Here is a 25,558-nt window from a genome sequence, read left to right as displayed (position 1 = left end):
CTCCTTGCGTGCCGGAATGTGCCGCCGACACTAGGCCCCTTTTAGGTCAACTTCTTTCCTCGATGACACGGAGCGTTCTGGCAGCCCTGAGCGATCGATCAACCGGCCCAGAGGTCATCATGCTGCGGGACCGCCGCAGGCCAAAGCCTTTGACACCTTGGGCGATGGTGCCCTCCACGCCTGCCCTGTGGGCATAGCGCCGCTGCCATTCGTCGGTGCTTCGCCGCTGCCGGGCGCGTTGCAAGGCTTCATGTTCCTCCTGTGGGCGCAGGGTGATCCCTCGGCCCTTGGCCCCGCGAGTGCAGAGGTCCCGGCTGGGACAGTGCTTGCAGTCACGCATCGAAAAGCGCACGCGGATGACCGGAGTTCCACCTTGGTCGGTTTCGTTGGCCCAGGGCAGGCTGGTGGCTCCACTGGGACAGGTCATGACGCGGTTGTCCCAGTCGATGGTGAAGTCGCTGACGGCGAAGCCGTTGCCCTCGGCGCTTTGCCAGGCGTTGTCGGGCATCATCGGTCCCAGCAGCTCGATGCCACGGCGATCGGCGCGCGCGAGGTTGTGCGCGCTCATGTAGCCCTTGTCGGCCAGATGCACCGCCGGCGTCGGTTCACGAGAGGCCAGGGCCTCCTGAACCTGGTCAGTGGCTTCGTAGTCGCTGCCGGGCGACGGGGCGGTGATCACGTCCCGTTTGCAAGCAGGCGCTCCCCGAGGAGGTTTCACCGACCGCCCCGTGCTCTGCTTTGTTCCGTCGCTGTTCCGTCCGAGCGCCAGAATCAGCGAGAAGTGATGCAAGAGGTCCGCAGGTGTAGCCGCTGTTCAGTCTCATAATCGGCATGCTTCCGCAGGGGATCGAATCGCGGGTCGGATATCACCCGAATCCACGAAGGGACGAACCAGACCCAGCGCCGGTGATGGCCCGTCAGCTTCTCAAGCAGTCCTGAGCAGCAACTACCCCGCCCACTCCGGTGTGCGGGCGGGGTGTTGATGGGCTGGCGGAGGCCGTTGAGCGACTACCGACCGAAGTCGGGAGCCGTCACCTGGTGCGGAGCCGGGCCACCGATGCGCCACTTCGAGGGTCGCGCGGGCCGTTCCGAAGGATCCTCGCTCAGGAGACGGCGGCAGTGCGGCGGTCGATCAGCGTGCCCATGCGGTCGCCGGGTTTGCTCCATACCGGCATCCCGGCATCACGAGACCAACCCGCGTTCGAGGACGCGAGGGCCATCGTGGCGAGGTGGCGGCCGATGCCGTAGGTATCGGTGTCCTGCACGTTGCTGAGCACGACGACCGCGATGTCGTCGTCGGGCAGGTACATGTTGATCGCCGCGTAGCCCTGGAGAAGCCCGTGGTGGTACCGGAGCGGGTGCCCGTTCAGCCGGTCGATGGCCCAGCCGAAGGCGTACGCGGTCGACGGCAGGTTGAGGCAGCCGTTGGCGGGGCACGGCGCCTGTGGCGTGAAAGCCAGCTTGACGGTGGCGGGCGGCGCAACCAGGTGCGCGCCGAACGACCGGTCCCAGCGGGCGATGTCGTCGACGGTGGAGTAGATGCCGGTCGCGGAGAACGCCTGGGAGCCGTTGATGGGTGGGGCCGGGTCGCCGACCGTGAAGTAGCCCTTCGCGTATCCGGCGGGCGGATATCCCCTGCTGTAGCCGGTGTGCCGGAGGTGCAGTGGACCGGTGATCTCTCTGTGCAGTACGTCGCCGTACGGCCTGTGGGTGACCGCCTGGATGATGGCCCCGGCCAGAACGTAGCCGCCGTTGCTGTACTTCCAGCTGGTCCCCGGCTTGAAGTCCAGCGGCTTGCGCACGAACCGCTGGATGAGCGCCCGGGTGGTGGTCGGCCGCGAGAGCTTGGCATAGAAGTCCGGCAGCTCCTGGATGTTGACGATGCCGGAGGTGTGCGTGAGGAGCTGGCGGATCGTGACGGGCCGCCACGCATGCGGGCAGGTCCTGATGTACGCCGGGATGAGGTACGGGCAGATCGGGTCGTCCAGGCGGAGCAGTCCGCGGTCGCGCAGCTTCAGCATGAGCATCGAGGTGAACTGCTTGGTGACCGAGGCGATGCGATAGACTGTGTCCGGCCGGTTGGGGATGTGCCTTTCCGCGTCGGCCTGGCCGGCGGCGGCACGTAGCAGCACCTCTCCGCGCCGTACGACCAGGACCGAGCCGGTGAACTGCTTCCTCAGGGCCAGGCCCCGCAGGTACGCGCGCATCGCTGCGGCGGTCCGATCGCCCCGCGGCGCCGGCGCGGTGGCCAGCGGATCCGATGGCTGAGTTGCGTGGGGCGTGATGGTAGATGCGGCGATGGCGGAGGTGCGCTCGGGCACGACCACACCAGTCAGCGCGCAGCTGACCGCAAGAAACCGGACAATATTCGAAAACTTGGGCATGCTCTCCCCCGAGGACGCGCCATTGTCCCGACATTTAGACATTTCTCCGAATCGGGCGAGTGTCTTTCGAGAGTGCCCGCTGGACTGTCCTGGGGTTTGCTTTCCGTTTCACTGGTACGGTAAACGGTAATGAATGCCCTTTTCCTTTATGCATATCCCTTTGTTTGTGCTGTTTCGCGGCCGCTGGCTATCTCAGTAAATGTCAGTTATTTCCTGCCGGCGCATGGTGCAAGACGCGGAAGGGTGTGGGGGAGCCGTTGTGGGGTGGCCTCGGGCTCTGTGGTGCGGCCGGGCTAGATCTTCTTCGGGGGCGTCCGGTCAGTTGTACGGTCCTGGTCGGTCAGGTGGCCGAGCAGGACCTGGCTGATGTCGGCGAGCTGTCGTAGTTGTTCCGGGGTGAGCAGGTCGATCAGGTGCTCGCGGACGCTGGCTACGTGCTGGGGCGCGGCGGCTCGGAGGGCGGCGGCCCCGTCGTCGGTGAGCCGGGCCAGCCAGCCGCGTCGGTCGCCGGCGTAGTGCTCCCGGCGCACCCAGCCCTTCTGTTCGAGCTTGTTGACCGCGTGTGAGATGCGGCTGGGTTTGGAGTTGGTCCAGTGCGCCAGCTCGCTCATGCGCATGGTGCGCTGGGGCGCCTCCGACAGGAGGACGAGCAGCTCGTAGTAGGTGGGCGGCATGTCGGCCGCGGCCAGCAGGTCGCGCTCCAGGCGGTCGGTCAGCAGGCGGGTGGCGAGCCCGAAGGTACGCCAGGCGTGCTGCTCGTCGTCGGTGAGCCATCGCGTCATGGATGCGATCGTACTTGAAGGTTGCGTGCTGAAATAACTCCACGTGCTGTCACGGGCTCGTTGATCATTGCGACGAGATTTCAGCGGCGCACCCGCGCATGCGCCGACTTCCCGCCTTCGCCTTCCGGGCCATTGATCAGACGAAACCCTCGGCGACGAGCCGGGCGCCGTTCTCGTCGATGACGTGCCGCCGGCCCGATCCGCCGACGACGCGGCACCAGCTCTCCACAATCAGCTGGGCTCGTTCGAGCCGATACTTGAAACCGCCGTACATCCCGGGGACGGCGAACCAGCCGGCCGGGTTCCGCTGCTCGGTGAGCGTCTCCAGCTCGGGAAGGCGTAGCTGGTGCTCGGTGACCAGTTCACCGGCACGCTCGTGAATCAGCGTGTGGAAGTGACGTTGGATCGACCCCAATGTCCCGGCCGGTAGTTCGTGGAGGACGACCGGTGTGAGCGGTGCCAGGAGATGGTGGCGTCCCATGCGATGGGCGATGTCGGCCGCCCGCTCACCTTGAGCCGTGCGCAGCGTGCGCCAGGCGCCGCGTGCGACCAGCTGGTGAGCGATGTCGGGGTCGGAACCGTGCCAGGCGGCCTGGTGGAGCGGGGCGAAGCCGCTGCTGCCGCCGACCCTGCCGCCGTTGACCCAATCGGGGTGCTTGTCGAGCAGCTCGAAGACCGTGGGCCAGTCGCCGTCACGGGCCGCGTCGGCCAGTTCGTCGCGTCCTTCGATCACCCAATCGCTGTAACTCGACCGCAGGGTGACGCCATCCCAGGTCGAAACCTTGTCCTGCCCCATGTGGTTCCCATCCTCACCAAGGCGCCGCCGATCCATGGATCAGTTGTGCCTGCCCCGCTTCCTGCTGGCGTGCTCCGCGTCCACCCCCGCCTTGGCCTGCTTGAGCGCGTCCGCGGAGACGGTGTCGCCGCGGGCTTCGGCGTCCTTGATGGCCTTCTCGGCGAATTTTTGCTGGACCTCCAGCTCGTTGGTCCGTGCGGTGTTCACGTTGACCTGGTGCTGGACGGCCTCCTCCGCCGCCTCTTGGTGCCTGCGGGACCCGCCGCCGAGCCAGCCTCGCCCCATCTCCAGGCGGTGACCGGCCTGCGGCTGCGGGGTGCTGGGGAAGGGGGCGCCTGCGCGGGGGACGCCGGCGCCGCCGTAGGCCGGCATCGGGCCGCCGGGGGGTCGCATGCCGCGCAGCAGGTTCTCCAGCGGTTCGACGATCTTCCGGCGGATCGCGCCGGCGATCGCGCTTCCCGTGCCCTGGCGTACTTCGGTGAGGATCGTTCCTGTCCGCCGGCGCCCGTGCACCAGCTCCGCGGTCGCGCGCAGAGGCGCGGTGGGATCGGGCCGCAGGAGCTGCAGAGCGGCCCGGTAGGTGAAGTACAGGGCGGCGGCGCCGGCGGCCAGTTCGGCGGCCGTGACGACCTTGGACACCCCGTTGAGCGCGGTGGGCATGACGTTGGCGGCGGCGTTCACCTGGAGGGCGCGTTCGCCGTCGCCTCCCTCCTCCTGCCACCGGTCGCGCATCGCGGCGCCGGACTCGCCGCGGTAGTGCTCGCCGGCCTGGAGCAGGGTCGCGTCCGTCCCGGCCACGGCCCGGGCGGTGCCGTCCGCGGTCCCGCGCATCAGCTCGGCCTGCCGGTCGATCCGTTCGGTGTCGGGGAAGACGGTGGCGGGGATGCCGATGATCTGGAGAGCCTGTACGGCCTCGGGCGGCAGCGTCATGCCGGCTCCCCGGTGCGGTCGATGGCCGCGGCCGAGCCGTGCTCGGCGTCGGTGATGTTCCTGCCGGCCGTGTGCATGCCGTCGCCGTACCGCTGCATGGTGGAGCCGAGGACGGTGAGCGCCTCGTGCAGGTATCGCGCGCCCAGCCCCAGGGCGGTCGCACACTCGGAGATGAGGGAGGTGTCTCCCCAGGACGCGCCGATCGCCTCGCTCCCCAGCGGTCCCGCCGCGGCGGCGTACTCGTCGCCGTGGGCGCCCATCCGCTGAGGTGCGACGGTGCCGGTCCATTCGCGATAGATGTCGACTTCTCCGGTCATACGCCGACTGTAATCGGATCAGCCGCGGCGTTGTGATCTTTCGCTGGTTTACGGGGTACGTCCGCGACGATCTATGGTTGTGCCGAACCGTGGGCCGGGAGGTGGGTGTGGAGCCGCAATTCGGCAGTGATGAGGAGTTACGGGCCTATCTCGATCGCGCTCGGGAGGCGGTGCGCGGGCTGCGGCGCGCCAGGGAGAGCCTGATGTCCATCGCGGGCAGCGCGGCCGACGACGACGGCCTCGTCACGGCGACCTGCGACGGTGACGGCAGGGTCTCGCGGGTGTGGTTCGATCCGCGCGCGATGCGGTACGACCGGGTCGCCCTCGGCCGGCTGGTGACCGAGGTGCTGCAGGCGGCCCAGCAGGACGCGAGGCGCCAGGCGCTGGAGATCACCGGCGCGATTCTCGGCGACGAGCTGCCCGAACCGCCCACTGAGCGGGTGGTGCGCGATCGCATCGACCGCGTGACCCAGGACATCTTGGAGGCGTGATCGTGGGCGACGCTTGGGAAGACGGTGCCGGCTGGACCTCGGACCGCCTGCTGGCGGCGGCGGACGCGATTCAGGCAGATCTGGAGCAGGTCGTGGGGACCGGCCGGGCGGCCGACGGGCAGGTCGTGGCCACGGCGGGCGCGGACGGATCGGTCCTGGAGGTGGCGTTCGGCGAGCGGGCCATGCGGGTGGGCAGCCAGGCCCTCGCCGAGCATGTGTGTAGCGCCGTCGCGGACGCCCAGGACGACGCGGCCGCCCGGGTGCGGGAGCTGATGGGCGAGGCCGTCGAGGGGTTCGACCTGTCCGCGGCGGAGGAGAGGCTGAGCGGGCTGATCGATCCGCCGCCCGGTGCCATGCCGCGTCGCGGCTAGCGGGTTGCCGCCAGGGGGCCGTGGCCCCGTCACCGGCAGCGGGTGGAGGTGCCGCCACGGCCCCAGTCGCACGCGTCGATCTTCTTGAGGTCGCTGCCCCGATAGAGGCTCGCCCGGTCCCCGTCGTTGTTCCAGACGTACCATTTGCGGCCCCAGTACAGGGTGGTCCTAGTGTCGGTGCCCTGGCCGGAGCGTACGGTCACCGTCTTGCCAGGCCTGAGGGTGAAGCGCGGGAACCGGTACTTTTGACGCGCTCCTCGGGCTGAAGCCCAAGGATTCTGGCCTGTGCCGCTGTTCACGCGGCGGCACTTCCGTGGCTTCCTGCTTCGTCGGGCTGTGCCACCACGAGTGGTGGTCTTACCGGTCCTCCACAGGCGTTTAGCCTCTCCGCCCGTCCGGCGGCGAGGATGTTGATCGCGGCGTTGACGTCCCGGTCGTGGGTTGCGCCGCAGGCGCAGGTCCACTCTCGGACGTTCAGCGGCATGGACTGCTGGATGGTTCCACATGCCGAGCACAGCTTGGAGGAGGGGAACCAGCGGCTGATCCGGTGGAATGTCCTGCCGTACAGCTTCGCTTTGTACTCCAGCATCCCCACGAAGCTGGACCATCCAGCGTCGTGGACGCTCTTGGCCAACCTCGTACGGGCCAGTCCCTTGACCGCCAGGTCCTCCACATACACCGCTTGGTTCTCACGGATGATCTTCGTGGAGAGCTGATGGTGGAACTCGCGGCGCGCGTCGGCGACCTTGGCGTGCTGAGCGGCAACCCCGATCCGGGCCTTGGTCCGGTTCTTCGACCCCTTCTCTTTGCGCGACAGACCGCGCTGGAGTTTCTTCAGCCTCTTTTCCGCCCGGCGCAGAAACCGGGGAGAGGAGACCTTCGTCCCGTCGGACAGCACCGCGAAATGCCCCAGCCCCAGATCGATGCCCGCCTCGGTGTCGGTGTCGGTGTCGGGCAACGGGTTGTCGGTAACCTCGACCACGAACGAGGCGAAGTACCGCCCGGCGGCGTCCTTGATCACCGTCACGCTCGACGGCGTCGCGGGCAGTTCCCGCGACCATCGCACCGCGACGTCACCGATCTTCGGCAGGGCCAACATCCCACCCGAGACCACCTTGAACCGGGCATTCCTGGTGAACCGGATCGCCTGCCGGTTGTCCTTACGAGAACGGAAACGCGGCGATCCGAGCTTGGGCCCCCGGCGTTTGCCGGTGACCGAAGAGAAGAAGTTACGGAACGCGGTGGTGGCATCAGCCAGCGCCTGCTGGAGCACCACCGCCGACACCTCGGCAAGCCAGGCCCGGTCAGGGCGCTTCTTCGCCTCGGTGATCACCGAGCGGGACAGCTCCGCATCGGTGATGAACGGCAGAGCGTGGGTGTGAGCGTGGTTGCGCAGCGCGACCGCGTCGTTGAACACCACGCGGGCACACCCGAACGCCTTCGCCAGCGCGATCCGCTGAGCGGGCGTCGGGTCCAACCGGTAGGAGTAACGCAACTGCACCCACCCATCCTACTATTGGTTTATGGCCGAATACAGCGATATCAGAACGGGCAGACACTGTGTTTTCGCCCTCCACGCACATTTGGTTTTCGTGACGAAGTTCCGGCATCGGGTCTTCACCGATGCGCACCTGAGGCGGCTGGAGGAGATCATGCGGGATGTGTGTGCCGACTTCGAGGTCGAACTACGCGAGTTCAACGGCGAGGACGACCACGTCCATCTGCTGGTGAACTTCCCGCCGAAGGTCGCCCTGTCCAGGCTGGTCAACTCACTCAAGGGAGTCGCCTCCCGGCGGATGCGCCAAGAGTTCCCCGAGCTGGCGCGCCACTACTACCGGGCCAGCAAACTGTGGTCGGGCTCCTACTTCGCCGGGTCCGTGGGCGGTGCACCGCTGTCGATCGTGCGCCAGTACATCGAGCAGCAGACCCGTCCGGTCTGAACCGGGCAGACGCCGGTCCGCCTGGCGGCGAATCGGCTGTTCTTGCCCCGATACGCGGGACAGTCGGCTTCACCCACGGGCTGAAGCCCGGAGCACTGCCGACAATCCGGTAGCCGGCGGTGTCCGCATCCGACCACCGGAGATTCGAAGGAGGCATGCGTGAACGACCGGCCCGTCACCGGGATGCTGCACCACGTCGAGCTCTGGGTGCCCGACCTGCCGCGCGCCGTCGCGAGCTGGCAGTGGCTGCTGGAGTCGCTCGGCTACACGCCCTTCCAGGAGTGGAGCGACGGGCGGAGCTGGCGGTCGGGTGCGACGTACGTGGTGCTGGAGCAGTCGCCGGCGCTCACCGCTGACCGGCACGAGCGGCGCCGTCCCGGGCTGAACCACCTGGCCTTCCACGGGGGGAGCCGCGCCGAGGTCGACGCGCTGGTGGAGCGGGCGCCCGCGCACGGCTGGACGCTGATGTTCCCCGACTGCCACCCCTACGCCGGCGGGGAGCGGCATTACGCCGCGTACCTGGAGGACCGGGACGGGTTCGAGGTCGAACTGGTGGCCTTCGACGCGCCTGAGCCAATGCAGAACTATACTTCTGAGTACTACACTTCTGTAGAGTGAGCCATCGCAGTGGGGGAATTGTTGATCCAGAAGCCGGAGCGAGTCTTCGACCGCGTGCGGGAGTGGCAGGGCCTGGCCGGCTTCGTGACGCCGCGACGTCGAACGGTGGTGATCCCCGGCGCGACGCTCGGCGTCGTCAGCGGGCGACGTCGGCAAGGGAAGAGCTTCCTGCTCCAAGCGCTCGCGGAAGCGACCGATGGAATGTATTTCGCGGCCACCGAGGCAACGGAAGCTGAATCCCTGCGGCTTTTCACCGAAGCTCTCACGCGATTCACCCGGCAGGTCGTGGAGATTCCTTTCCGGGACTGGAACGACGCGATCTCGTACATGTTCCGCGCGTTCAGCGGCCGAGCGGTGCCGCTCATCCTCGATGAGTTCCCGTTCCTGTGCAGGGCCTCGCCCGCGCTGCCGTCGATCATTCAGCGGGAGCTCGGGCCAGGCGGCAGTGGAGGGGAAAGTGTCGCTCGGCTCATCCTCTGTGGGTCGGCCATGTCCGTGATGGGCGGGCTTCTTTCCGGGCAGGCGCCACTGCGCGGTCGGGCCGGTCTGGAACTCATGATTCATCCGTTCCGTTATCGGGACGCGGCGGAGTTCTGGGGGGTCACGGATCCTCGGCTCGCCGTGCTGGTGCACGCGATCGTGGGCGGAACACCGGCCTACCGATACGAGTTCACGCAGGGCGACGTGCCGGAGAGCCTCGATGACTTCGATTCCTGGGTTGTCCGCACGGTCCTCAACCCGCAGATGCCGCTGTTTCGCGAGGCGCGGTATCTGCTGGCGGAAGAATCGGATATTCGTGATCCCGCGCTCTACCATTCGGTGCTGGCCGCCATCGCGAGCGGGAACGCCACCAACGGCGGGATCGCCAACTATGTGGGGCGCAGGTCCGATCAGATCACGCATCCGCTCACGGTGCTGGAGGATTGTGCGCTGGTCAGACGGGAGCCGGACCTGTTCCGCTCCGGACGCGCCCGCTACCGCATCGTGGAGCCATTGATCACGTTCTATGAGGCGATCATGCGCCGTCGCTGGCCGGAGTTGGAGATCCACAGGGCCGAAACCGTATGGCGGGCGGTCAGGCAGACCTTTCAGGCTCAGGTCGTCGGGCCGCACTTCGAGGCGTTGTGCCGCGATTTCGCGCTGGACGCGGGCGAATCCGTTTTCGGTGGTCAACCGGCCGAGATCGGAGCGGGTGTCGTGCCTGATCCGGCCAACAGGAGTCAGATCGAGGTCGACGTGGTGGCGCTGGCCGCGCAGGAGCCCGGGCGGCCGCGGCGGATCCTGTCGCTCGGTGAGGTCAAGTGGGGGGAGGTGATGGGTCGTCATCACCTCGGGCGGCTCGCGAGGGCGCGTGAACTGCTGGAGAAGAAGGGGTACGACACGCGCGACGCCGTGCTCACCTGCTATGGGGGCTCCGGGTTCAGCGCGGAGTTGACAGCCGCCGCCGATGGCGATTCTCGGGTGGCACTGGTAGGGCTTGATCGCCTGTATGGGTAGTTCGGAGGGGGTTCACGGGGAGTTCAGGCAAATGTCAGACAACGCCATGGAGCCGGTATAGCGTCGGGTTTCGGTCTGTTCCTTAACTTGAGACGGGTACCGCACACATGCGTAAAGTCCTCACGCTCGCCGTGGCCGCCACCGCATCGCTCGGCCTGCTCGCCGCCCCCGCCGCCGCCGACAACGACCGTCCACGCGAGTACCCCGCCGAGATCGACGGCGGCGCCTGGACCGAGGGGCACGTCCAGGGCATCGCCATCGACCAGCGCAAGGGGTACATGTACTTCTCTTTCACCAACGTCCTGGTCAAGACCGACCTCAATGGCAACCCGGTCGGATCGGTGAAGGGCTTCACCGGGCACCTCGGCGATCTCGACTTCAACGCCAAGGACGGCCGCGTGTACGGCTCGCTCGAATACAAGGAGCAGGAGTCGTTCTACATCGCGATCTTCGACGTCGACCGCATCACCAGCATGGGCATGGACGCGCAGACCAGCGACGTGGTGAAGACGGTCTACCTCAAGGAGGTCGTCGCCGACTACACCGCCGACATGGACGGTGACGGCACGTTCGACGGCAACGTCGCCGACACGGCCGACCACCGGTACGGCTGCAGCGGCATCGACGGCGTCTCCTTCGGCCCGGAGTTCGGCAAGAAGGGCCGCAGGGACCTGCTCACCGTCGCGTACGGGATCTACTCGAACGTCGACCGGCAGGACAACGACTACCAGGTCATCCTCCAGTACGACATCCAGCAGTGGAAGAAGTACGAGAAGCCGCTCACCGAGAGCGACCCGCACACCAGCGGCCCCGAGCGGCCGCACGGCAAGTACTTCGCCTACACCGGCAACACCACGTACGGCGTGCAGAACCTCGAGTACGACGAGCACACCGGAAACTGGATGATGGCCGTCTACAAGGGCAAGAAGCCGCAGTTCCCCAACTACTCCTTCTTCATGGTGGACGGCCGCGAGCGGCCCACGGAGGGCGACCTCGTGGGACAGCCGGCGCCCGAGCGCGGCCGGCTGCTGACGCTGGCGCCCGGCGGGCTCCAGCACGACGCGACGGGCGTCAGGGGGTGGGAGGCCGACGGCCAGTACGGCCTGATCTCGCTGGGCGGAGGCCGCTACTACGTCTCCAAGTCCGGGACGGTCACGGAGGACGGCGTCAGCAAGCACACCGGCCAGGCGCAGCTCCACCGCTGGACGGGCCAGGCTCCGACCCCGTTCGAGCGGGTTCTCGGGGCCGAGTGACCTCGGACTCGACGTAACGAACCTCACTTGCCGGGCGTTCCGCTGCCTGCCAGCGGGCGCCCGGAGAGGGCTGTTAGGGTCGGTCACCATGCCCAAGAGCAAGTAAAGAACACACTTGCGCACAAGCTACATCCTGCTGGGAGAGGTCATGCGGACCACGAAGAAGATCGCCGCCTTGCTGGTGGGGGTGGCCGCCCCGGTGGCGGTCATGGCGCCGGCGGCCGAGGCCGAGGCGCGTCCTGCCATGGTGGCCTATCACGGGCTCACCGCCTCACAGAGCGTGGAGCGGGTCCGCCAGCTCAGGGACCAGGGCTACCGCCCGATCACGGTGAACGTGTCCGACGGTGAGCGGTACGCGGCGGTCTGGGCCAAGGGCGGGTCGCCGTCCAAGTGGGGCATCTGGCAGGGCATGTCGGCCGACGAGTTCCAGCAGCGCTTCGACGCCGGGCTGAAGGAGGGGGCGCAGCCGGTCTCCGTGTCGGCCACCGGGCCGAGCGGCTCGCCGGTCTTCACGGCCATCTTCGAGAAGCGGAGCGGGCGGTTCTTCACCAGGTCGAACCTCACCCCCTCGCAGTTCGGCGCCGCCAACAAGAAGTACGCGGGCCAGGGCCTCGCGCTGAGCTCCGTCGACGTGTACGGCACGCCCGGCGACCTGCGGTACGTGGGCGTTTGGACGGCCAACCAGGGCGGCGCCTGGTACTACACGTACGGCAAGTCCCACGAGCAGCACGAGGCGTACTTCAACGCGAAGCGGAAGCAGGGGTTCCGGCCGGTCAAGGTGGCCGTGGCGCCTGACGGCACCTATTCGGCGGTGTGGCGCAAGGACGGCGTCAAGTCCTGGGCCCACTACATCGACATGACCGCCTCCGGCTACCAGAAGCGGTTCGAGTCGCTCAACGCCAAGGGCCTGTTCCCGGTCCAGGTGAACGCCGAGAACGGGCGTTACACCGCGATCTGGCAGTGACACGGGCCGGGCGCGGGCCCCGCCCGCGCCCGGCTACCTGGCCACGAGGACCCGGACGTCACCCGTGCTGCTGCGGGCGGTGATGGTGCTGCCGCTCCCGGCGTCGTTCTTCAGCTCGGTACGCTCGGTGCCCGTCTTGCTGCGCACGCTGATCCTGTACGCGGCCCTGGGCACGGTGGCGGTCACCCGGCCGTCCCGCGAGTCCAGGTCCACGGCGGCGGGCGGGTCGGCGAACGTCACGTCGATCGCCCCGTCCGACGTCCGGCACCTGACGTCGCGCGACTTCAGGGCGTCGCCGGTGATCGAGCCCTCGCTCCGCAGCCGCAGCCGCCCCGTGGTGCCCGACACCTGGATGCGCTCCCGGCTGGAGGCGTCCACGTCCTGGGTGAGCCCCTTCAGGATGACGCCGTCCGGGGCGTCGACCGACAGCCGTACGCCCGCCGGGACCTTGACGTGGTAGCGAGCGCCGCAGTCGCCGACGACCATGGTGCAGTTCGCGCCCAGGCGCAGGGTGCCGTCCCGCAGGGACCAGGTGGCGTTGCCGTCACCGGCGGCCTTGCCGCGTACCCACCGCTCCACCTCGACCCGGCCGCCGGCGCCCGGCAGCACGCGCACGCCGCCCAGGGACGATCTGATCGTCAGGGCCGCGCCGGCGAAGGGGAACGACCGCGAGGAGCGGACCTCCTCGGCGTCCAGCTCGACTCCGCATCCGGTCGCCACCAGCGCCGTGACGACAAACGCCGCGATTCGTCTCATGCAGACGATCGTGGCGAAGCGGCCCGCGCCCGCCATCGACCATCCGGCCGAGCCGCGGCGCTCCGCCCTCCGCCGTTCGGCCAATGCCGCAGTGAGCGGCCTTGAGCGGTCGCCGCCAGAGCAGTGGACGGCAGCCGTCAGAGCGGTCAGAGGGCCGAGAGGAGCGCCCTCACGTGCCGGAGCGGGTCGGGGCCGAAGGGCCGGACCGCGACCGTGCCGGCCCCCGCCGCCCACAGCGCCTTGACCTGCGCGGCCGCCGCCTCCGCGGAGCCCGCCGTCACCGCCACCTCCTCGGGCGCGACCCCGAGGAAGCCCGCCTGCCCCTCCACCATCGGCCGCAGGGCGGTCGCGAAGTCGGCCCCGATGTGCAGGTACGTGAAGATCACCAGCTCGTGGTCCGCATCGCCGCCGATCTGGTCGAGGTAGCCGGGCAGCTGCTCGGGGCCGATGCCCTCCGGCAGGATCGTGCCCTGGGCGACCCGGCCCGACAGCGCCAGCGAGCGCGGCCCCTTCACCCCGGCCAGCACGGGCGGCGGCTCGGCCGGCGGGTGCACGAGGGACACGCCGTCGAGCCGCACCGCCTTGCCGTGCAGGGTGACCGTCTCGCCGCGCAGCAGAGCCCGTACGGACGTGATGGTCTCCTCCAGGAGGGTCAGGGGCGACGGCGGGGCGGCGCCCACCTGGCGCATCCAGTCGCCGACGCCGTGCCCGATGCCGGCGGCCAGCCGTCCGGGGTGCATCCTGGCGAGGTTGCCCAGCTCCATCGCCAGCAGCATCGGGTTGCGCAGGGGAGCGGGCGTGATGCCGATGCCGACGCGCAGGCGGGAGGTGACGGCGAGCGCGGTGGCCGCGGCGGAGACGCCGCCGGTCCAGCCGAGGTCCTCCACCACCCAGAGGTCGTCCACGGACGTCCCGTCCAGCTCCCTGGCGAAGGGGATCAGCTGCTCGGGCGGCAGGCCACGGTCGAACATGACTCCAAGTCTCACGATGCCCTCCAGTGCTTGCGGAACACCGAGTATCCAGCACGGCGGAACGCCCTGTCAGCGGCGGCGGCCCCTCAAGCCACGCCGTCGAGTGCCGGGCAAGCCCTCAGGTCACGCCGTCGAGCCCCGGGCAAGCCCCTCAGGCCGCGCTGCCGAAGGCCGAGCGGGCCTCGCTGAGCGATTCGCGGGTCTCGAAGTGGCGGTCGAGGTTGGTGATGGTCAGCAGGTGGCGGATCATGCCGGGAGCCACCACGAGGATCATGCGGCCGTTCACCCGGTGCACGTGGTTGAGCGTGGCCACCAGCACGCCGAGGCCGACGGAGTCGCAGAACGGCACCTCGGTCAGGTCGACGACGAGGTTGAGTGGATCAGCGGCGGCGATGGCGAGATCCAGTTCGTCCCGCAGCCGGGGCGCGCCCGCCACGTCGAGGTCACCTGTGACGTGCAGCACCGTGCACGGCTCCTCCCGCCACGACCTGACCATCATGGGCCTCACCCGCCCGGCATCATCACTGTTTCTTACATATGTTCTGCATTGCCGTCTTCGTAGTGGTTGTAACGCCGGGCTTGGTGGAAGGTATGGATTTGGTCTTGGGCTTGGCGATTTTCGGCTGGTCACTGCCGACGATCACCTCGATGCCCTTGAGGTCCGCCTCGCGCAGCTCGGCCCCCGGGATGGCGGCGGCCACGGCCTTCGCGGAGTCCTCGAGACCCTTGCCGTAGCGGACGAGGGTCTTCTTGTAGCCCTTCTTGGTCGTGTTGCCGGCCTGGTCCGGGACCTTGAAGCCGTACGCCTCCAGCCCCTCCTTGGTGCGGGCGCCGAGCCCCGTGATGAGCGTGCCGTTCTTGACCTCGAGCGTGATCTTCTCCGGCGGGACGGCCGAGCGGGTGGGCTTGGGGGTCGGCGTGGGCTTGGGCGTGGGGGGCACGGTCAGGTCCTGGTCGGCGCCGATCCTGGCGAACAGCTCGTGGGCCGCCTTCTTGTCCCACAGCACCGCAGACTCGCCCGTGGGCGCCGTGTAGTTGACGTCGGACAGCGGCACCTCCGCGAAGCGGACGTCCTGCAGCGAGACGTCCCGCATCTGGGTGGCCAGGCCGAGCAGCCCGTCGTCGGGGTCGACCTTGACCGTGCTCAGCGTGGAGTTGACGAACGCGGCCAGTTTGGCCGGGTTGGCCAGCGTGTCGGCGCTGAGCGCCCGGTTGAGCAGGGCCGAGATGACCTGCTGCTGCCGGTCGATGCGGTCGAGGTCGGAGCGGGCGGTGGCCCGGGTGCGGGCGTAGCCGAGCGCCTGCACGCCCTGGAGCTGGTGGGTGCCCGCCGGCAGGTTGAGCCCGGTCTTGGGGTCGTTGATCGGTACGGGCGTGCAGACGGTGACGCCGCCGAGGGAGTCGACGACGTCGATGAAGCCGAGGATGTTGACCTCGATGTAGCGGTTGATCTGCAGCCCGGTGACCGCCTCGACGGTCTGCTTGGTGAGCTTGGGCCCGCCGAACTGGTACGCCGAATTGATCTTGTGCTCGCCCTTGCCCGGCACGGTCGTCCAGGTGTCGCGCGGCAGGCTCACCACGGTGACCCGCTTGTGGTCCTCCGACAGGTGGATGACCATGATGGTGTCGGTGCGCTGGCCGGACTCGCGGCCCAGCTTGAGCAGGTTCTGCTGGCGGCGGGAGAGGTCGTCGCGCTTGTCGATGCCGACCAGCAGGATGTTCTCGGCGCCGCGGGCCGACGGCTCGGTCACGCCCGCGTCGACGGTGCCGATCTGGCGCGGCGTCGCCCACACGACGCCGGTGGTGACGAGGATCCCGGTGGACAGGAAGCCGGCGAGCAGCACGTTGCGGCGCCGGGCCCTGGCACTCCTGAGCGGCCTGCGGGGCCGGGTGGGCGCGAGCTTGACGCCGCCGTAGGCGTCACCGCCCACGAGCACACCGGCGTCCTCCTCGCCCTCGTCGCGCATGCCGCCCCCTCGTGTCGCGCGGGAGGATCGGGCGTTCGATTGCCCTCCTCCCGTGGTCGTACAGTAGCGTGAGCCCCGCCATGAAGCAGTTCCCCGACTCGCCGCAGGCCCCCGCGGAGACGCGCGCCTGGCCCCCCATTTCCGTCGTCATGCCGGTCCTCAACGAGGAGCGGCACCTTCGCGAGGCCGTCGACCAGGTCCTCGCCCAGAGCTACCCGGGTGAGATCGAGGTCGTGCTCGCCGTGGGCCCGTCCCATGACCGCACGCAGGAGGTCGCCGACGCCATCGCCGCGGCCGACCCGCGCGTGGTCGTCGTGCCCAACCCGACCGGCCGCACCCCCAACGCGCTCAACGCGGCCATCGCCGCCTCCCGCAACGGCATCGTCGCCAGGGTCGACGGGCACGCCATGCTGCCGCCCGACTACCTGCGCGTCGCGGTCCAGACGCTGGAGGAGACCGGCGCCGACAACGTCGGCGGCGTCATGGCGGCCGAGGGCGTCACGCCGTTCGAGCAGGCCGTCGCCTGTGCCATGACGTCCAAGATCGGCGTGGGCGCCGCCGCCTTCCACGTGGGCGGCACCGCCGGCCCGGCCGACACCGTCTACCTCGGCGTCTTCCGCCGCTCGGCGCTCGTCCGGGTGGGCGGCTACGACGAGCACTTCCAGCGCGCCCAGGACTGGGAGATGAACCACCGCATCCGCCAGAGCGGCGGGCTGGTCTGGTTCCAGCCGCGCATGCGGGTCTCCTACCGTCCGCGCCCCAACGTCAAGGCGCTGGCCAAGCAGTACTTCCACTACGGCCGCTGGCGCCGGGTGGTCTCGCGCACCCACGAGGGCACGATCAACCTGCGCTACCTCGCGCCGCCCGCCGCGGTGCTGGCCATGCTGCTGGGGCTGCTCGTCTCGCCGTTCCTGCCGTGGGCGCTCGTCGTCCCCGGCGGCTACGCGGTCGCCATCGTGGCGGGCTCGGCGCTGACCGGCAACGGGCTCTCGCCGGGGGCGCTGCTGCGGCTGCCCGTCGTGTACGCGACCATGCACTGCTCCTGGGGCTGGGGCTTCCTCACGAGCCCGAGAAAGCTGGCCAGACCGCCCCGATCCTGACCCGGGCTCACGACCCAGGCTCGTGATCAGGGCTCATGACTCCGTGAAGACCCGCTCGACCGCCGCGTTGAAGCGGGTCAGCGCGTCCGGATACTCCGGACCGAGCAGATAGCTGCGCAGCTTGACCCTGGCCCGGGCCAGCGTGTCCTCCCCGTCGAGGAAGTCCGCGAGCCCGGCCAGGTCCTCGCCCAGCAGCACGCCCGCCTCGGTGCTCGGGTAGCGCTCGTGGAAGGCCCGCTCGGGCAGGCCCGCGACGTTCGTCACCGCGTACGGCTTCTCGCTGGCCAGAAAGTCGGCCACGACGCTGGAGATGTCGGTGATGAGCAGGTCGCACTCGTTGAAGCAGTCGTACAGGTGCGGCTCGGAGCCGGTGACGATCAGGTGCTCGATCCGCGGCGTCTCGCCGGACGCCCGCGACGGGTGCCGGGCCTTCGACTTGGCCAGCTCGGCCGCCTCGATCATGGCCACGATCCTCCGGTGCGCGCGGGCGGCGCTCTTGTCGCGGTGCCCGGTCAGCGGGTGCGGCTTGTAGACGATCCGCAGCTCCGGCCGGTGGTCGAGGAGCGCCCGCACGATGCGCGGGCCCATGGTGATCAGCGACGTGTGGAAGAGGTCGTCGTTCCATCCCTCCCAGGTGGGTGCGTACAGGACGGTCCGGTACGGCAGCCCCGGCCCCTCCGTCGAGATGCCTTCGAGCTGCGGCCTGCCCACCTCGTGGACGCTCTCGTCGCGCACGCCCACCCTGGCCCGCCGGTAGCGGTCGCGGCCCGCCGGCCCGGCCACCCACACCTCGTCGTACACCCGGGAGAACGGGTTGAACGACGCCTCCTTGTCGCTGTCGCCGTGGTTGAGGAACGCGCTGCGCAGGGTCGGGATGCGCAGCATGTGGACGTTGCGGCCGACGTTGGAGACGTACAGGCAGAGCTTGGCGCTGAACAGGGCGCGGAAGCTCATCAGGTCGGCCGACGACGGGATGCACACCATGGGGAGCGTGGTCGAGTCGAGGTGGTTGGCCATGCCGCGCTCGCGCAGCACCACGATGGCGCGCCGGCTGATGCGCTCCAGCGTCGGCAGCCACATCCTGGCCTGGTAGGCGGCGGCGGTGGCGCCGGAGAAGTACAGGATGACCTCGGGACGGTACTTCTCGACCTGCTCGCCCACGATCTCCAGGACCCTCGCCCGGTCGGTCAGCGGGGTGGCGCGCCGTACGTACGGGATGAGCGCGAGCGTGCCGGCCACGCCCAGCACGAGCGCCAGCCCCGCCCCGGCGGCGGCGGTCACGGCGCCGAAGGCCGCGCCGAGCACCGGCAGGGCGTCCAGGTAGAGGAAGCGCACGCTGCGGCTGTCACGCAGGAAAGGGGGCGGCATCCTGGGCACGCGCAGCGCCGCGACGTCGAGGTTGCGGGTGCTCACCGGCATCCGGCTGAGCGTGCCCTTGAGGCGCAGCGCCAGCCCGGTGTGCCCGGCCCGCACCAGGTGGAGGGCGAACATCCCGGCCGCCAGCGCCACGAACCACCGCGACTCCACCCCGGCGGTCCGCGCCACCAGCAGCAGTGCCATGGTCTGCCGGGCCGCGAAGCGCACCGTGAGGCCGAGGTGCAGCCTGCCGAGGAGCTCGGGCAGCGGCCTGGTGGCGCGCGAGGAGAGGTGCTCGACGACGTACGAGAGCGCGGCCACCACCCCGAACACCGCCGGCGCCGGCCACAGGGCCGACGCCAGCAACGCGGGGTAGCTCCCGAGCAGGGCCGCGATCAGGACGAGTCTCCTCATGTGATCGCACGCTAACAACCCGCAGGTCAAGCGGCGTCCACGCGAACGTCTGCCACCTATCAGGGCAAGTCGGAGATTGGTGGAGATGCGGTGAGCTGGAAGAGAAGTTCGGCGATCGGCACGTCGGCGGGATGGGTGACCTTGATGTTGCGCTCGCTGCCCGGGACGAGGTGGATCGGCACGTCGGGCAGGTAACGCAGCACCACGCCGCAGTCGTCGGTGGCCGGGCGCGCGGCGAAGCCAGGGTCGGCCAGCGCCCGCTCGTACGCCTCGCGGATCACCGAGAGCCGGAAGCACTGCGGCGTCTGGCTGCGCCGCAGCACCGACCGGTCCAGCACCTCGCCGATCACCTCGCCGCCGGGCGCCGGCGCGGCCACCAGGATCGTGTCGGAACTCGGGATCGCCACGTTGACGGCCCGGTGGGTCTCCAGCGCCTTGACGCACTCGGTGATGATCCGCGGCTCCAGGAGCGGGCGTACGGCGTCGTGCAACAGCACGTCGCACTCCTCGTCCCCCAGCGCCTGAAGGGCCAGCCACGTGCTCTCCGTACGGCTCGCGCCGCCGTCGACGACCTTGGAGACCTTGTCGTAGCCGCCCGCGGCCACGATCTCGCGGACCCGGTCGGCGTGGCCGGGCGTCATCAGCACCACGATCTCGTCGATCTCGGGCGCGCCCTGGAACACCGCCAGCGAGTGCTCGATGATCGTGCGTCCCGCCACCTCGATGAGCTGCTTGGGCCTGTCGTGTCCCATTCGCTGCCCCACGCCGCCCGCGAGGAGCACCCCGACCGACCGCAACCGTGCATCCATATCGGGCAGCGTAACGGTCCTGTTCCGTGATATCGCCTTGACCTGTCGCTACGCTGTGGACACGCGCCCCCAAGCCATGCGGCTCCCGCGCGACCGGGAGGAGACCTGCGCTTTGCCCGACTCACTGACCAGCGAGACCACGGCCGCCTCGGTCGTGCTGCTCGCGACGACTTCGGCGTGCAAGCTCTCCTGTGCCGGCGGCACCCTGCTCGACCGGGTGACCGACCAGCTGGCCACGCTGCCGGTCCGCGAGATCCAGGTGGTGACCCCGGGTGGCGGCCTCGGCGCCGACCTCAGGGGCGTCGCCAAGATCGCCCGCATCTCCACGGGCGCCGTCGCCGTCCTCCCCGCCGACCTGGTGGCCCACACCGAGGCGCTGGCGCTGCTGCTCGACCATCCCGCCCGCGACACGGCCGCCCTGATCTCGAATGACGCCACCGCGGCGCCCATGCGGCCACCCGTACGCGTCCAGGGCGGCAGGATCGTCGCGGCCGGCAGCTCGTTCCACGTGGTCCCCGACGCGAACGCCACCTTCAGGGGCGTGCTCCAGGCGGGCGAGGCCGACCTGGCCGCGCTGGCCGACATCGCGGAGGAGCTGGCCGAGCTGGCCGACACCGGCCGGCTGGGTCCCGTCACGCCGGTCGAGGCCGTCGACCTGCTGCTGGTCGGGCTGGTCAGGTCGGGCGTGGCGGTGCGGGCGGCCGGGCTCGGGCCGCTGCACGCCGACCGGGTGACCGGTCAGGGCGCCGCCGACGCCGCCGTCACCAGGCTGGCCGAGGTGGACGAGGCCCAGGTCAGGCTCGACCTGTCGGTCAAGCAGGACGACGGCTTCGTCGCCACGTTCCTCGTCTCCACCTGGACGCGCCACCTGATCAGGCCGGCGGTCCTGCTCAAGCTGACCCCCAACACCGTCACCGGCGTCTCGCTCGCCCTGGCCGGGCTGGCGGCGGTCTGGTTCTCGGCGGGCACGCAGGGCGGGCGGCTGCTGGGGGCGCTGCTGTTCTTCCTGTCGTTCGCGCTCGACTGCCTCGACGGGCAGCTGGCCCGCTACACGCGCACGTTCTCGCCGCTCGGCGCCTGGGCCGACGGCATGTCGGACCGGCTGAAGGAGTACGCCGTCTACGTCGGCCTGGCGTTCGGCCTCGGCAGCCTCGGCGGGTGGCACCTCGCCGTGGGCGCCATGATCCTCCAGGTCGTGCGACATGCCATCGACCTGTCGTACGCCGGGGCCGCCGGCGACGCCGCCCGGGTCGGCGCGGCGTGGGGGCGCCCGCCGCGCTCCCTGCTGGAGCCGGCCGACGGCGGGCGCGCCAAGGGGGTGCTCGGGCTCGCCCAGCGGATCGAGGGCGACACGGTCGTCCACTGGCTGAAGAAGATCATCGTGCTGCCCATCGGCGAGCGCACGGCGCTGATCGCCCTCACCGCCGCCGTGTGGAACGCCAGGATCACCTTCCTGTCGCTGCTCTGCTGGGGCGGCGTGGCGGCCCTCTACCAGCTCGGCGGGCGGATCGTGAGGTCGGCGCGATGACCACGGTGCACATGACACCCGTTCCCAGCAGCACGGTCGTGGCCTACCGCGACGACGGCCCGCTCGCGCGCGCCATGGGGCTGCTCGTGGCCGGGCAGCTCCCGCCGCTGCCGCCGGTGGTCGCGGGCGCGTTCGTGACGGGCGTGCTGCTGGTGCTGGGCGTCGCGGGAAGCGACGGGCTCGCGGTGTTCGCGCCCGCCGTGACGCTGCTGCTGGCAGGGCCGGGCAGCACGCACGCGCACGACGGCAGGTTCGACTGGCTCGTGCCGCCGTTCCTGCGGCTCATCGAGTACAGCTTCGTCGCGGCGTGCGGCTTCGCCCACGACCTGCACCCCGTACTGATCTTCCTGCTGCTCGGCGCTCTGGCCTTCCACCACTACGACCTCGTCTACCGGCTGCGGCAGCGCGTCTACCCGCCGCTGTGGCTGTCCACGTCCGGCCTGGGCTGGGACGGGCGGATGATGGCGGTCGCGCTGATCGCCCTGTCCGGATGGGTGACCGCCGGCTACGTGCTGCTCGCGCTCTACCTGTGGGCGCTGTTCGGCTGGGAGAGCCTGACGTGCTGGCTCGCCGCGCCCCGATCCGGCGCCGAGACCGCCGATGAGGGTACGCAAGACTAACGCCGGATTACCCGCGGAGGGCCCAAAGGCGAATACTCTTTGGAGCCACATGGACGCTTGACTGAGGAGTGCACGTTGCTGGGAATGGTGCTGGCCGCTGGGGCCGGACGACGCCTGCGGCCCTACACCGACACGCTGCCCAAGGCGCTCGTGCCGGTCGACGGCGAAACCACGATCATGGACATCTCGCTGCGCAACCTCGCCGAGGTGGACCTGCGGGAGGTCGTGGTCGTCGTGGGTTACGCGGCGCAGGCCGTGCACGAGCGGAAAGAGGACCTGGAGCGGCGGCACGGCGTCAAGCTGACCCTCGTCCACAACGACAAGGCCGAGGAGTGGAACAACGCCTACTCCCTGTGGTGCGCCCGCGACTACTTCGCCCAGGGCGCGCTGCTGGTCAACGGCGACACCGTGCACCCCGTGTCGGTCGAGAAGACGTTGCTGTCCGCTCCCGAGACGAGCGACATCCTGCTGGCCGTCGACGACGTGAAGAAGCTCGCCGACGAGGAGATGAAGGTCACGCTCTCGCCCGAGGGCTCGCTGCGGCGCATCACCAAGCTGATGGACCCCTCCGAGGCGTACGGCGAGTACATCGGCGCCACCCTCATCAGGCCCGGCGCGGCCGCGCGGCTGGCCGACGCGCTCCAGGCCACCTTCGAGCGCGACCCGCAGCTCTACTACGAGGACGGCTACCAGGAGATGGTCGAGCGCGGCGAGGTGATCCACGCCGCGCCCATCGGCGAGGTCGACTGGGTCGAGGTGGACAACCACGACGACCTGGCCAAGGCCCGCACCATAGCCGTCCGCTACTGAGGGGGGCGCATGCCGCTTCTAGCGAGGATGTTGCCGGCGCCGCTGCTCATGGAGGTCAGGCGGGGCGCGGTGGCGGAGCTCGGCGCCCTGCTGGCCGACAGCCGCGTGGCGACCTCCGGCCGCGTCGCCGTGGCCGTCGGCCCGGGGCAGGGCGACCACATCGAGAGCCTGATCGCACCCACGCTGGGCGAGGCCGAGGTGTTCAGGGTGGCCGACGGGACGGTCGACGCGGCCGTCTCCCTCGGCGCGGATCTCCGCAAGGGCGCCTACGAGGTCGTGGTGGGCGTCGGCGGCGGCAAGACCATCGACGCCACCAAGTACGCCGCCTCGCTGGCGGGCATCCCCATGGTCGCGGTGGCCACGAACCTGTCCCACGACGGCATCTGCTCGCCGACCGCCTCCCTCGTGTACGAGGGTGGCAAGGGCTCCTTCGGCGTGCCGATGCCGCTGGCGATCCTCGTCGACCTCGACTTCGTGCACAACGCGCCCAAGACGCTCGTCAAGGCCGGCATCGGCGACGTGGTCAGCAACCTGTCGGCCATCGACGACTGGCAGCTCGGCAACATCGAGCGTGGCGAGCCCATCGACGGGCTGGCCTGCTCGATGGCGCGCACGGCGGCCGAGGCGCTCATCGGCCGCACCGACGGCATCGAGTCGGACGCGTTCCTCACCGTTCTGGCCGAATCTCTCATCCTGTCCGGCATGTCCATGGTGATCGCGGGTTCGTCCAGGCCCGCCAGCGGCGGTGACCATGAGATCCTTCATGCCGTGGATCAGCTCTTCCCCGGCACCTCCAACCACGGCGAGCTCGCCGGCATCGGTGCCGCCTTCTGCTACTTCCTCAGGGACGACACGGCCAGGGCCGACCAGGTGATCGACTGCCTGCGCCGGCACGAGCTGCCTGTCGTGCCGGCCGACATCGGGCTGACCAGCGAGCAGTTCGCCGAGGTGGTCGCGCTGGCGCCCTCGACCCGTCCCGGCCGCTACACGATCCTGGAGCACCTGCGCATGCAGGACTCCGAGATCCACGATCGGGTGGGGGACTATGTCCGGGCCTACGGTCGCTGACCTGCGGCGGGTCGCCCAGCCCGCCGGACACCTCGAGCGCAGGAACGGCGAGCACTGGGCGGGCGTCCTCTACATGCGCCGCCTGTCCATCTACGTCACGTGGCTGCTCGCCAAGACGCCCGTCACGCCCAACCAGCTCACCTGGGTGATGACGGTGGCCGGGATCGTGGCGGGGGTCGTGCTGGCCCTGCCGGGGCTGTGGGCCGCCGTGCTCGCCGCCCTGCTGGTGCAGGTCTACCTGCTGCTCGACTGCTCCGACGGCGAGCTGGCCCGCTGGACGGGCAAGACCTCGCTGGCCGGGGTCTACCTCGACCGCGTCGGCGCCTACTTCGCCGAGGCCGCGGTGCTCGTCGGGCTGGGCTGGCGCGCCTCGGCCGTCCTGCCCGACTGGTACACCGTGCTGGGCCTCGCGGGCGCGCTCGGCGCGATCCTCATCAAAGCCGAGAGCGACCTGGTGGAGGTGGCCCGCGCCAAGGGCGGCCTGTCGGCCGCGACCGAGGCGTCCGTGGCGCAGTTCCGCTCCGGGCTCCTGGCGCTCGGCAGGCGGGTGCTGGCGGCGACGAAGTTCCACCGCATCGTGCAGCCGATCGAGCTGTCCCTGCTCGCGCTGGCGACCGCGGTCGTCGATCTCGCGGCGGGGAACCTGACGGCGACACGGGTGCTGGTGGTCGCCTGTTTCGTCGCGGCATGCCTACAAGTCGTCCTGCATTTGGTAAGCATCCTCGCGTCGAGACGACTGGCGTGATCTCATGTCGGAACCGGAGGAGCTCCCCGTCCGTCGTATAGATCGGACGTCCGCCGTTCGGTGGGGGTTCATGGCCGGTTCCGATACGCTTAGCTCCAGCCTTTCCAAGACATGCAGACCAGCAGACTCGGTGATCATGAAAGAATGCTCCGCCCGTGCTCTCAACGCGTCAGGACAGTGATTCGTTGAAGATCTCGTGCGTCATCCTCACCATGGGCAACCGGGTCGCGGAGCTGAACCGGGCAGTCGAGTCCGCGCTCAACCAGGTCGACGGCGACGTCGAGGTGGTGATCGTCGGCAACGGCGCTGACGTGCCCGCACTGTCGGCGACGCCACCCGAAGGGTCGGCCGCGGTCGTGAAATCGATCCGGCTCGACCAGAACACGGGCATTCCCGCGGGCCGTAACCGGGGCGTGGAGGAGTGCTCGGGAGACGTCGTGCTCTTCCTCGACGACGACGGCTGGTATGCCAGCCAGAAGGTCGTCGCGCACGTACGCGACCGCTTCGCCACCGAGCCGGACCTCGCGGTGATCTCCTTCCGCGTGATGGACCCCGACGGCGGCATCGGCCAGCGGCGCCACGTGCCGCGCCTGCGCGCCGGCGACCCGCAGCGCTCCTCGCCGGTCACGACGTTCCTCGGCGGCGCCTCGGCCATCAGACGCTCGGCCTTCCTCCAGGTGGGCGGCCTGCCCGAGCGGTTCTTCTACGCCCACGAGGAGACCGACCTGGCCTGGCGGCTGCTGGGCGAGGGCTACCGCATCGAGTACGACGCCGAGACGGTGATGTACCACCCGCAGGTCCCGCCGACGCGGCACGCCGAGTTCTACCGGCTCAACGCCCGCAACCGGGTCTGGCTGGCGCGGCGCAACCTGCCGTGGCCGCTGGCGTTCCTCTACCTGACCAACTGGGTCGTGCTCACCCTCGTGCGCGAGCGCCGCTCCGGGGTGGCGCTCAAGGCGTGGTTCGCCGGCTTCGTCGAGGGGCTGCGTTCCCCGGCGGGGGAGCGGCGGCCCATGGCGTGGCGTACGGCCTGGCGCATGGTCAAGCTCGGCCGCCCGCCCATCGTCTGAC

General features: G+C 69.7%; 28 protein-coding genes. 14 read left to right on the top strand and 14 right to left on the bottom strand.

Features of this window, described 5'->3' with window-relative positions; genetic code table 11:
* Positions 1–46: 46 nt before the first annotated feature.
* The 6 genes from FH608_RS03715 to FH608_RS03690 all read right to left on the bottom strand — a co-directional run bounded on the left by FH608_RS03715 (position 47) and on the right by FH608_RS03690 (position 5,209).
* Positions 47–679: a transposase gene (locus FH608_RS03715; RefSeq protein ID WP_139628334.1), complete on the bottom strand. Its 633-nt coding sequence runs from the start codon at positions 677–679 to the stop codon at positions 47–49.
* 424 nt (positions 680–1,103) lie between these two features.
* Entirely contained in the window at positions 1,104–2,207 is a 1,104-nt protein-coding gene (locus FH608_RS03710) for a serine hydrolase domain-containing protein (RefSeq protein WP_193318211.1), read from the bottom strand.
* 470 nt (positions 2,208–2,677) lie between these two features.
* Positions 2,678–3,166 (bottom strand): MarR family winged helix-turn-helix transcriptional regulator, encoded by a 489-nt coding sequence (locus FH608_RS03705; RefSeq protein WP_193318210.1) that lies wholly within the window; start codon positions 3,164–3,166, stop codon positions 2,678–2,680.
* A gap of 136 nt (positions 3,167–3,302) precedes the next feature.
* Positions 3,303–3,899 (bottom strand): ankyrin repeat domain-containing protein, encoded by a 597-nt coding sequence (locus FH608_RS03700; protein WP_139628332.1) that lies wholly within the window; start codon positions 3,897–3,899, stop codon positions 3,303–3,305.
* Between the two features lie 102 nt (positions 3,900–4,001).
* Entirely contained in the window at positions 4,002–4,892 is an 891-nt protein-coding gene (locus tag FH608_RS03695; protein WP_139628331.1) for a hypothetical protein, read from the bottom strand.
* Complete coding sequence (locus tag FH608_RS03690; RefSeq protein WP_139628330.1) at positions 4,889–5,209, bottom strand: hypothetical protein; 321 nt, start codon at positions 5,207–5,209, stop codon at positions 4,889–4,891. The genes FH608_RS03695 and FH608_RS03690 overlap by 4 nt, the downstream gene beginning before the upstream one ends.
* 107 nt (positions 5,210–5,316) lie before the next feature.
* On the opposite strand from FH608_RS03690, the gene FH608_RS03685 reads away from it, so the two are divergent.
* Both FH608_RS03685 and FH608_RS03680 read left to right on the top strand, forming a co-directional pair.
* Complete coding sequence (locus FH608_RS03685; protein WP_193318209.1) at positions 5,317–5,700, top strand: YbaB/EbfC family nucleoid-associated protein; 384 nt, start codon at positions 5,317–5,319, stop codon at positions 5,698–5,700.
* A gap of 2 nt (positions 5,701–5,702) precedes the next feature.
* A complete protein-coding gene (locus tag FH608_RS03680) occupies positions 5,703–6,071 on the top strand; it encodes a YbaB/EbfC family nucleoid-associated protein (RefSeq protein WP_193318208.1) in 369 nt (122 codons plus the stop codon).
* Between the two features lie 29 nt (positions 6,072–6,100).
* Here FH608_RS03680 and FH608_RS03675 read toward each other — a convergent pair whose 3' ends face one another.
* Together FH608_RS03675 and FH608_RS03670 are read right to left on the bottom strand one after the other, a co-directional pair.
* The gene (locus FH608_RS03675) at positions 6,101–6,370 is read right to left on the bottom strand and encodes a lamin tail domain-containing protein (RefSeq protein WP_226898920.1); all 270 of its coding nucleotides are present in this window, start codon (positions 6,368–6,370) and stop codon (positions 6,101–6,103) included.
* Positions 6,367–7,572: an RNA-guided endonuclease InsQ/TnpB family protein gene (locus FH608_RS03670; RefSeq protein ID WP_139628327.1), complete on the bottom strand. Its 1,206-nt coding sequence runs from the start codon at positions 7,570–7,572 to the stop codon at positions 6,367–6,369. Before FH608_RS03670 ends, FH608_RS03675 begins: the two co-directional genes overlap by 4 nt.
* Positions 7,573–7,594: 22 nt before the next feature.
* On the opposite strand from FH608_RS03670, the gene tnpA reads away from it, so the two are divergent.
* The 5 genes from tnpA to FH608_RS03645 all read left to right on the top strand — a co-directional run bounded on the left by tnpA (position 7,595) and on the right by FH608_RS03645 (position 12,343).
* Positions 7,595–8,011 carry an IS200/IS605 family transposase gene (tnpA, locus tag FH608_RS03665; RefSeq protein ID WP_139628326.1) on the top strand — a complete coding sequence of 139 codons (417 nt, stop codon included), beginning with the start codon at positions 7,595–7,597 and terminating at the stop codon, positions 8,009–8,011.
* A gap of 159 nt (positions 8,012–8,170) precedes the next feature.
* Positions 8,171–8,629, top strand: coding sequence for a VOC family protein (locus FH608_RS03660; protein ID WP_226898918.1), 459 nt, complete (start codon positions 8,171–8,173; stop codon positions 8,627–8,629).
* A gap of 9 nt (positions 8,630–8,638) precedes the next feature.
* Positions 8,639–10,126 carry an AAA family ATPase gene (locus FH608_RS03655; RefSeq protein WP_226898916.1) on the top strand — a complete coding sequence of 496 codons (1,488 nt, stop codon included), beginning with the start codon at positions 8,639–8,641 and terminating at the stop codon, positions 10,124–10,126.
* Between the two features lie 107 nt (positions 10,127–10,233).
* Positions 10,234–11,379, top strand: coding sequence for a hypothetical protein (locus FH608_RS03650; RefSeq protein WP_139628325.1), 1,146 nt, complete (start codon positions 10,234–10,236; stop codon positions 11,377–11,379).
* A 115-nt stretch (positions 11,380–11,494) separates the two neighbouring features.
* Positions 11,495–12,343, top strand: coding sequence for a hypothetical protein (locus FH608_RS03645; RefSeq protein WP_139628324.1), 849 nt, complete (start codon positions 11,495–11,497; stop codon positions 12,341–12,343).
* 33 nt (positions 12,344–12,376) lie between these two features.
* Here the strand turns inward: FH608_RS03645 and FH608_RS03640 are convergent, their stop codons facing one another.
* The 4 genes from FH608_RS03640 to FH608_RS03625 form a co-directional block, all read right to left on the bottom strand.
* Entirely contained in the window at positions 12,377–13,099 is a 723-nt protein-coding gene (locus FH608_RS03640; RefSeq protein ID WP_139628323.1) for a DUF4097 family beta strand repeat-containing protein, read from the bottom strand.
* A gap of 146 nt (positions 13,100–13,245) precedes the next feature.
* Positions 13,246–14,070: an LLM class flavin-dependent oxidoreductase gene (locus FH608_RS03635; protein WP_139628322.1), complete on the bottom strand. Its 825-nt coding sequence runs from the start codon at positions 14,068–14,070 to the stop codon at positions 13,246–13,248.
* Between the two features lie 151 nt (positions 14,071–14,221).
* On the bottom strand, positions 14,222–14,569 hold the full coding sequence (locus tag FH608_RS03630; RefSeq protein ID WP_139628321.1) for an STAS domain-containing protein: 348 nt from the start codon (positions 14,567–14,569) through the stop codon (positions 14,222–14,224).
* A gap of 22 nt (positions 14,570–14,591) precedes the next feature.
* Positions 14,592–16,037 (bottom strand): LCP family protein, encoded by a 1,446-nt coding sequence (locus tag FH608_RS03625; RefSeq protein ID WP_139628320.1) that lies wholly within the window; start codon positions 16,035–16,037, stop codon positions 14,592–14,594.
* Between the two features lie 80 nt (positions 16,038–16,117).
* Between FH608_RS03625 and FH608_RS03620 the strand changes: the two genes are divergently transcribed.
* A complete protein-coding gene (locus FH608_RS03620) occupies positions 16,118–17,137 on the top strand; it encodes a glycosyltransferase family 2 protein (protein WP_139628319.1) in 1,020 nt (339 codons plus the stop codon).
* A gap of 33 nt (positions 17,138–17,170) precedes the next feature.
* On the opposite strand, the gene FH608_RS03615 is transcribed toward FH608_RS03620, so the two are convergent.
* Together FH608_RS03615 and FH608_RS03610 are read right to left on the bottom strand one after the other, a co-directional pair.
* Positions 17,171–18,907: a CDP-glycerol glycerophosphotransferase family protein gene (locus tag FH608_RS03615; protein ID WP_226898915.1), complete on the bottom strand. Its 1,737-nt coding sequence runs from the start codon at positions 18,905–18,907 to the stop codon at positions 17,171–17,173.
* A 59-nt stretch (positions 18,908–18,966) separates the two neighbouring features.
* Complete coding sequence (locus FH608_RS03610) at positions 18,967–19,716, bottom strand: IspD/TarI family cytidylyltransferase (protein ID WP_226898912.1); 750 nt, start codon at positions 19,714–19,716, stop codon at positions 18,967–18,969.
* Positions 19,717–19,828: 112 nt separating this feature from the next.
* Between FH608_RS03610 and FH608_RS53730 the strand changes: the two genes are divergently transcribed.
* The 6 genes from FH608_RS53730 to FH608_RS03580 all read left to right on the top strand — a co-directional run bounded on the left by FH608_RS53730 (position 19,829) and on the right by FH608_RS03580 (position 25,557).
* Complete coding sequence (locus FH608_RS53730) at positions 19,829–21,244, top strand: CDP-alcohol phosphatidyltransferase family protein (RefSeq protein ID WP_263008730.1); 1,416 nt, start codon at positions 19,829–19,831, stop codon at positions 21,242–21,244.
* Positions 21,241–21,864 (top strand): DUF5941 domain-containing protein, encoded by a 624-nt coding sequence (locus FH608_RS53725; RefSeq protein ID WP_139628318.1) that lies wholly within the window; start codon positions 21,241–21,243, stop codon positions 21,862–21,864. The genes FH608_RS53730 and FH608_RS53725 overlap by 4 nt, the downstream gene beginning before the upstream one ends.
* Before the next feature lie 75 nt (positions 21,865–21,939).
* Entirely contained in the window at positions 21,940–22,674 is a 735-nt protein-coding gene (locus FH608_RS03595; RefSeq protein WP_139628317.1) for a phosphocholine cytidylyltransferase family protein, read from the top strand.
* Positions 22,675–22,701: 27 nt separating this feature from the next.
* Positions 22,702–23,742 carry an iron-containing alcohol dehydrogenase family protein gene (locus FH608_RS03590; RefSeq protein WP_193318241.1) on the top strand — a complete coding sequence of 347 codons (1,041 nt, stop codon included), beginning with the start codon at positions 22,702–22,704 and terminating at the stop codon, positions 23,740–23,742.
* Positions 23,720–24,487, top strand: a complete 768-nt coding sequence (locus FH608_RS03585; protein WP_139628315.1) for a CDP-alcohol phosphatidyltransferase family protein — start codon at positions 23,720–23,722, stop codon at positions 24,485–24,487. Before FH608_RS03590 ends, FH608_RS03585 begins: the two co-directional genes overlap by 23 nt.
* 185 nt (positions 24,488–24,672) lie before the next feature.
* Complete coding sequence (locus FH608_RS03580) at positions 24,673–25,557, top strand: glycosyltransferase family 2 protein (RefSeq protein ID WP_139628314.1); 885 nt, start codon at positions 24,673–24,675, stop codon at positions 25,555–25,557.
* Position 25,558 lies beyond the last annotated feature (1 nt).

Origin of the sequence: Nonomuraea phyllanthi (assembly GCF_006334985.2) — a bacterium.
Classification (GTDB): Bacteria; Actinomycetota; Actinomycetes; order Streptosporangiales; family Streptosporangiaceae; genus Nonomuraea; species Nonomuraea phyllanthi.
Note: the sequence above shows the minus strand (reverse complement) of the source record. Positions and strands in the feature narration are given on the sequence as shown.

Bases quoted from the DNA above. Each gene is read 5' to 3' on its own strand.
- FH608_RS03690 (WP_139628330.1), bottom strand. From the start codon at position 5,209: ATGACCGGAGAAGTCGACATCTATCGCGAATGGACCGGCACCGTCGCA.
- FH608_RS03615 (WP_226898915.1), bottom strand. From the start codon at position 18,907: ATGAGGAGACTCGTCCTGATCGCGGCCCTGCTCGGGAGCTACCCCGCG.
- FH608_RS03640 (WP_139628323.1), bottom strand. From the start codon at position 13,099: ATGAGACGAATCGCGGCGTTTGTCGTCACGGCGCTGGTGGCGACCGGA.
- FH608_RS03585 (WP_139628315.1), top strand. From the start codon at position 23,720: ATGTCCGGGCCTACGGTCGCTGACCTGCGGCGGGTCGCCCAGCCCGCC.
- FH608_RS53725 (WP_139628318.1), top strand. From the start codon at position 21,241: ATGACCACGGTGCACATGACACCCGTTCCCAGCAGCACGGTCGTGGCC.
- FH608_RS03625 (WP_139628320.1), bottom strand. From the start codon at position 16,037: ATGCGCGACGAGGGCGAGGAGGACGCCGGTGTGCTCGTGGGCGGTGAC.
- tnpA (WP_139628326.1), top strand. From the start codon at position 7,595: ATGGCCGAATACAGCGATATCAGAACGGGCAGACACTGTGTTTTCGCC.
- FH608_RS03650 (WP_139628325.1), top strand. From the start codon at position 10,234: ATGCGTAAAGTCCTCACGCTCGCCGTGGCCGCCACCGCATCGCTCGGC.
- FH608_RS03620 (WP_139628319.1), top strand. From the start codon at position 16,118: ATGAAGCAGTTCCCCGACTCGCCGCAGGCCCCCGCGGAGACGCGCGCC.
- FH608_RS03610 (WP_226898912.1), bottom strand. From the start codon at position 19,716: ATGGATGCACGGTTGCGGTCGGTCGGGGTGCTCCTCGCGGGCGGCGTG.
- FH608_RS03635 (WP_139628322.1), bottom strand. From the start codon at position 14,070: ATGTTCGACCGTGGCCTGCCGCCCGAGCAGCTGATCCCCTTCGCCAGG.
- FH608_RS03710 (WP_193318211.1), bottom strand. From the start codon at position 2,207: ATGCGCGCGTACCTGCGGGGCCTGGCCCTGAGGAAGCAGTTCACCGGC.
- FH608_RS03630 (WP_139628321.1), bottom strand. From the start codon at position 14,569: ATGATGGTCAGGTCGTGGCGGGAGGAGCCGTGCACGGTGCTGCACGTC.
- FH608_RS03695 (WP_139628331.1), bottom strand. From the start codon at position 4,892: ATGACGCTGCCGCCCGAGGCCGTACAGGCTCTCCAGATCATCGGCATC.
- FH608_RS03590 (WP_193318241.1), top strand. From the start codon at position 22,702: ATGTTGCCGGCGCCGCTGCTCATGGAGGTCAGGCGGGGCGCGGTGGCG.
- FH608_RS03705 (WP_193318210.1), bottom strand. From the start codon at position 3,166: ATGACGCGATGGCTCACCGACGACGAGCAGCACGCCTGGCGTACCTTC.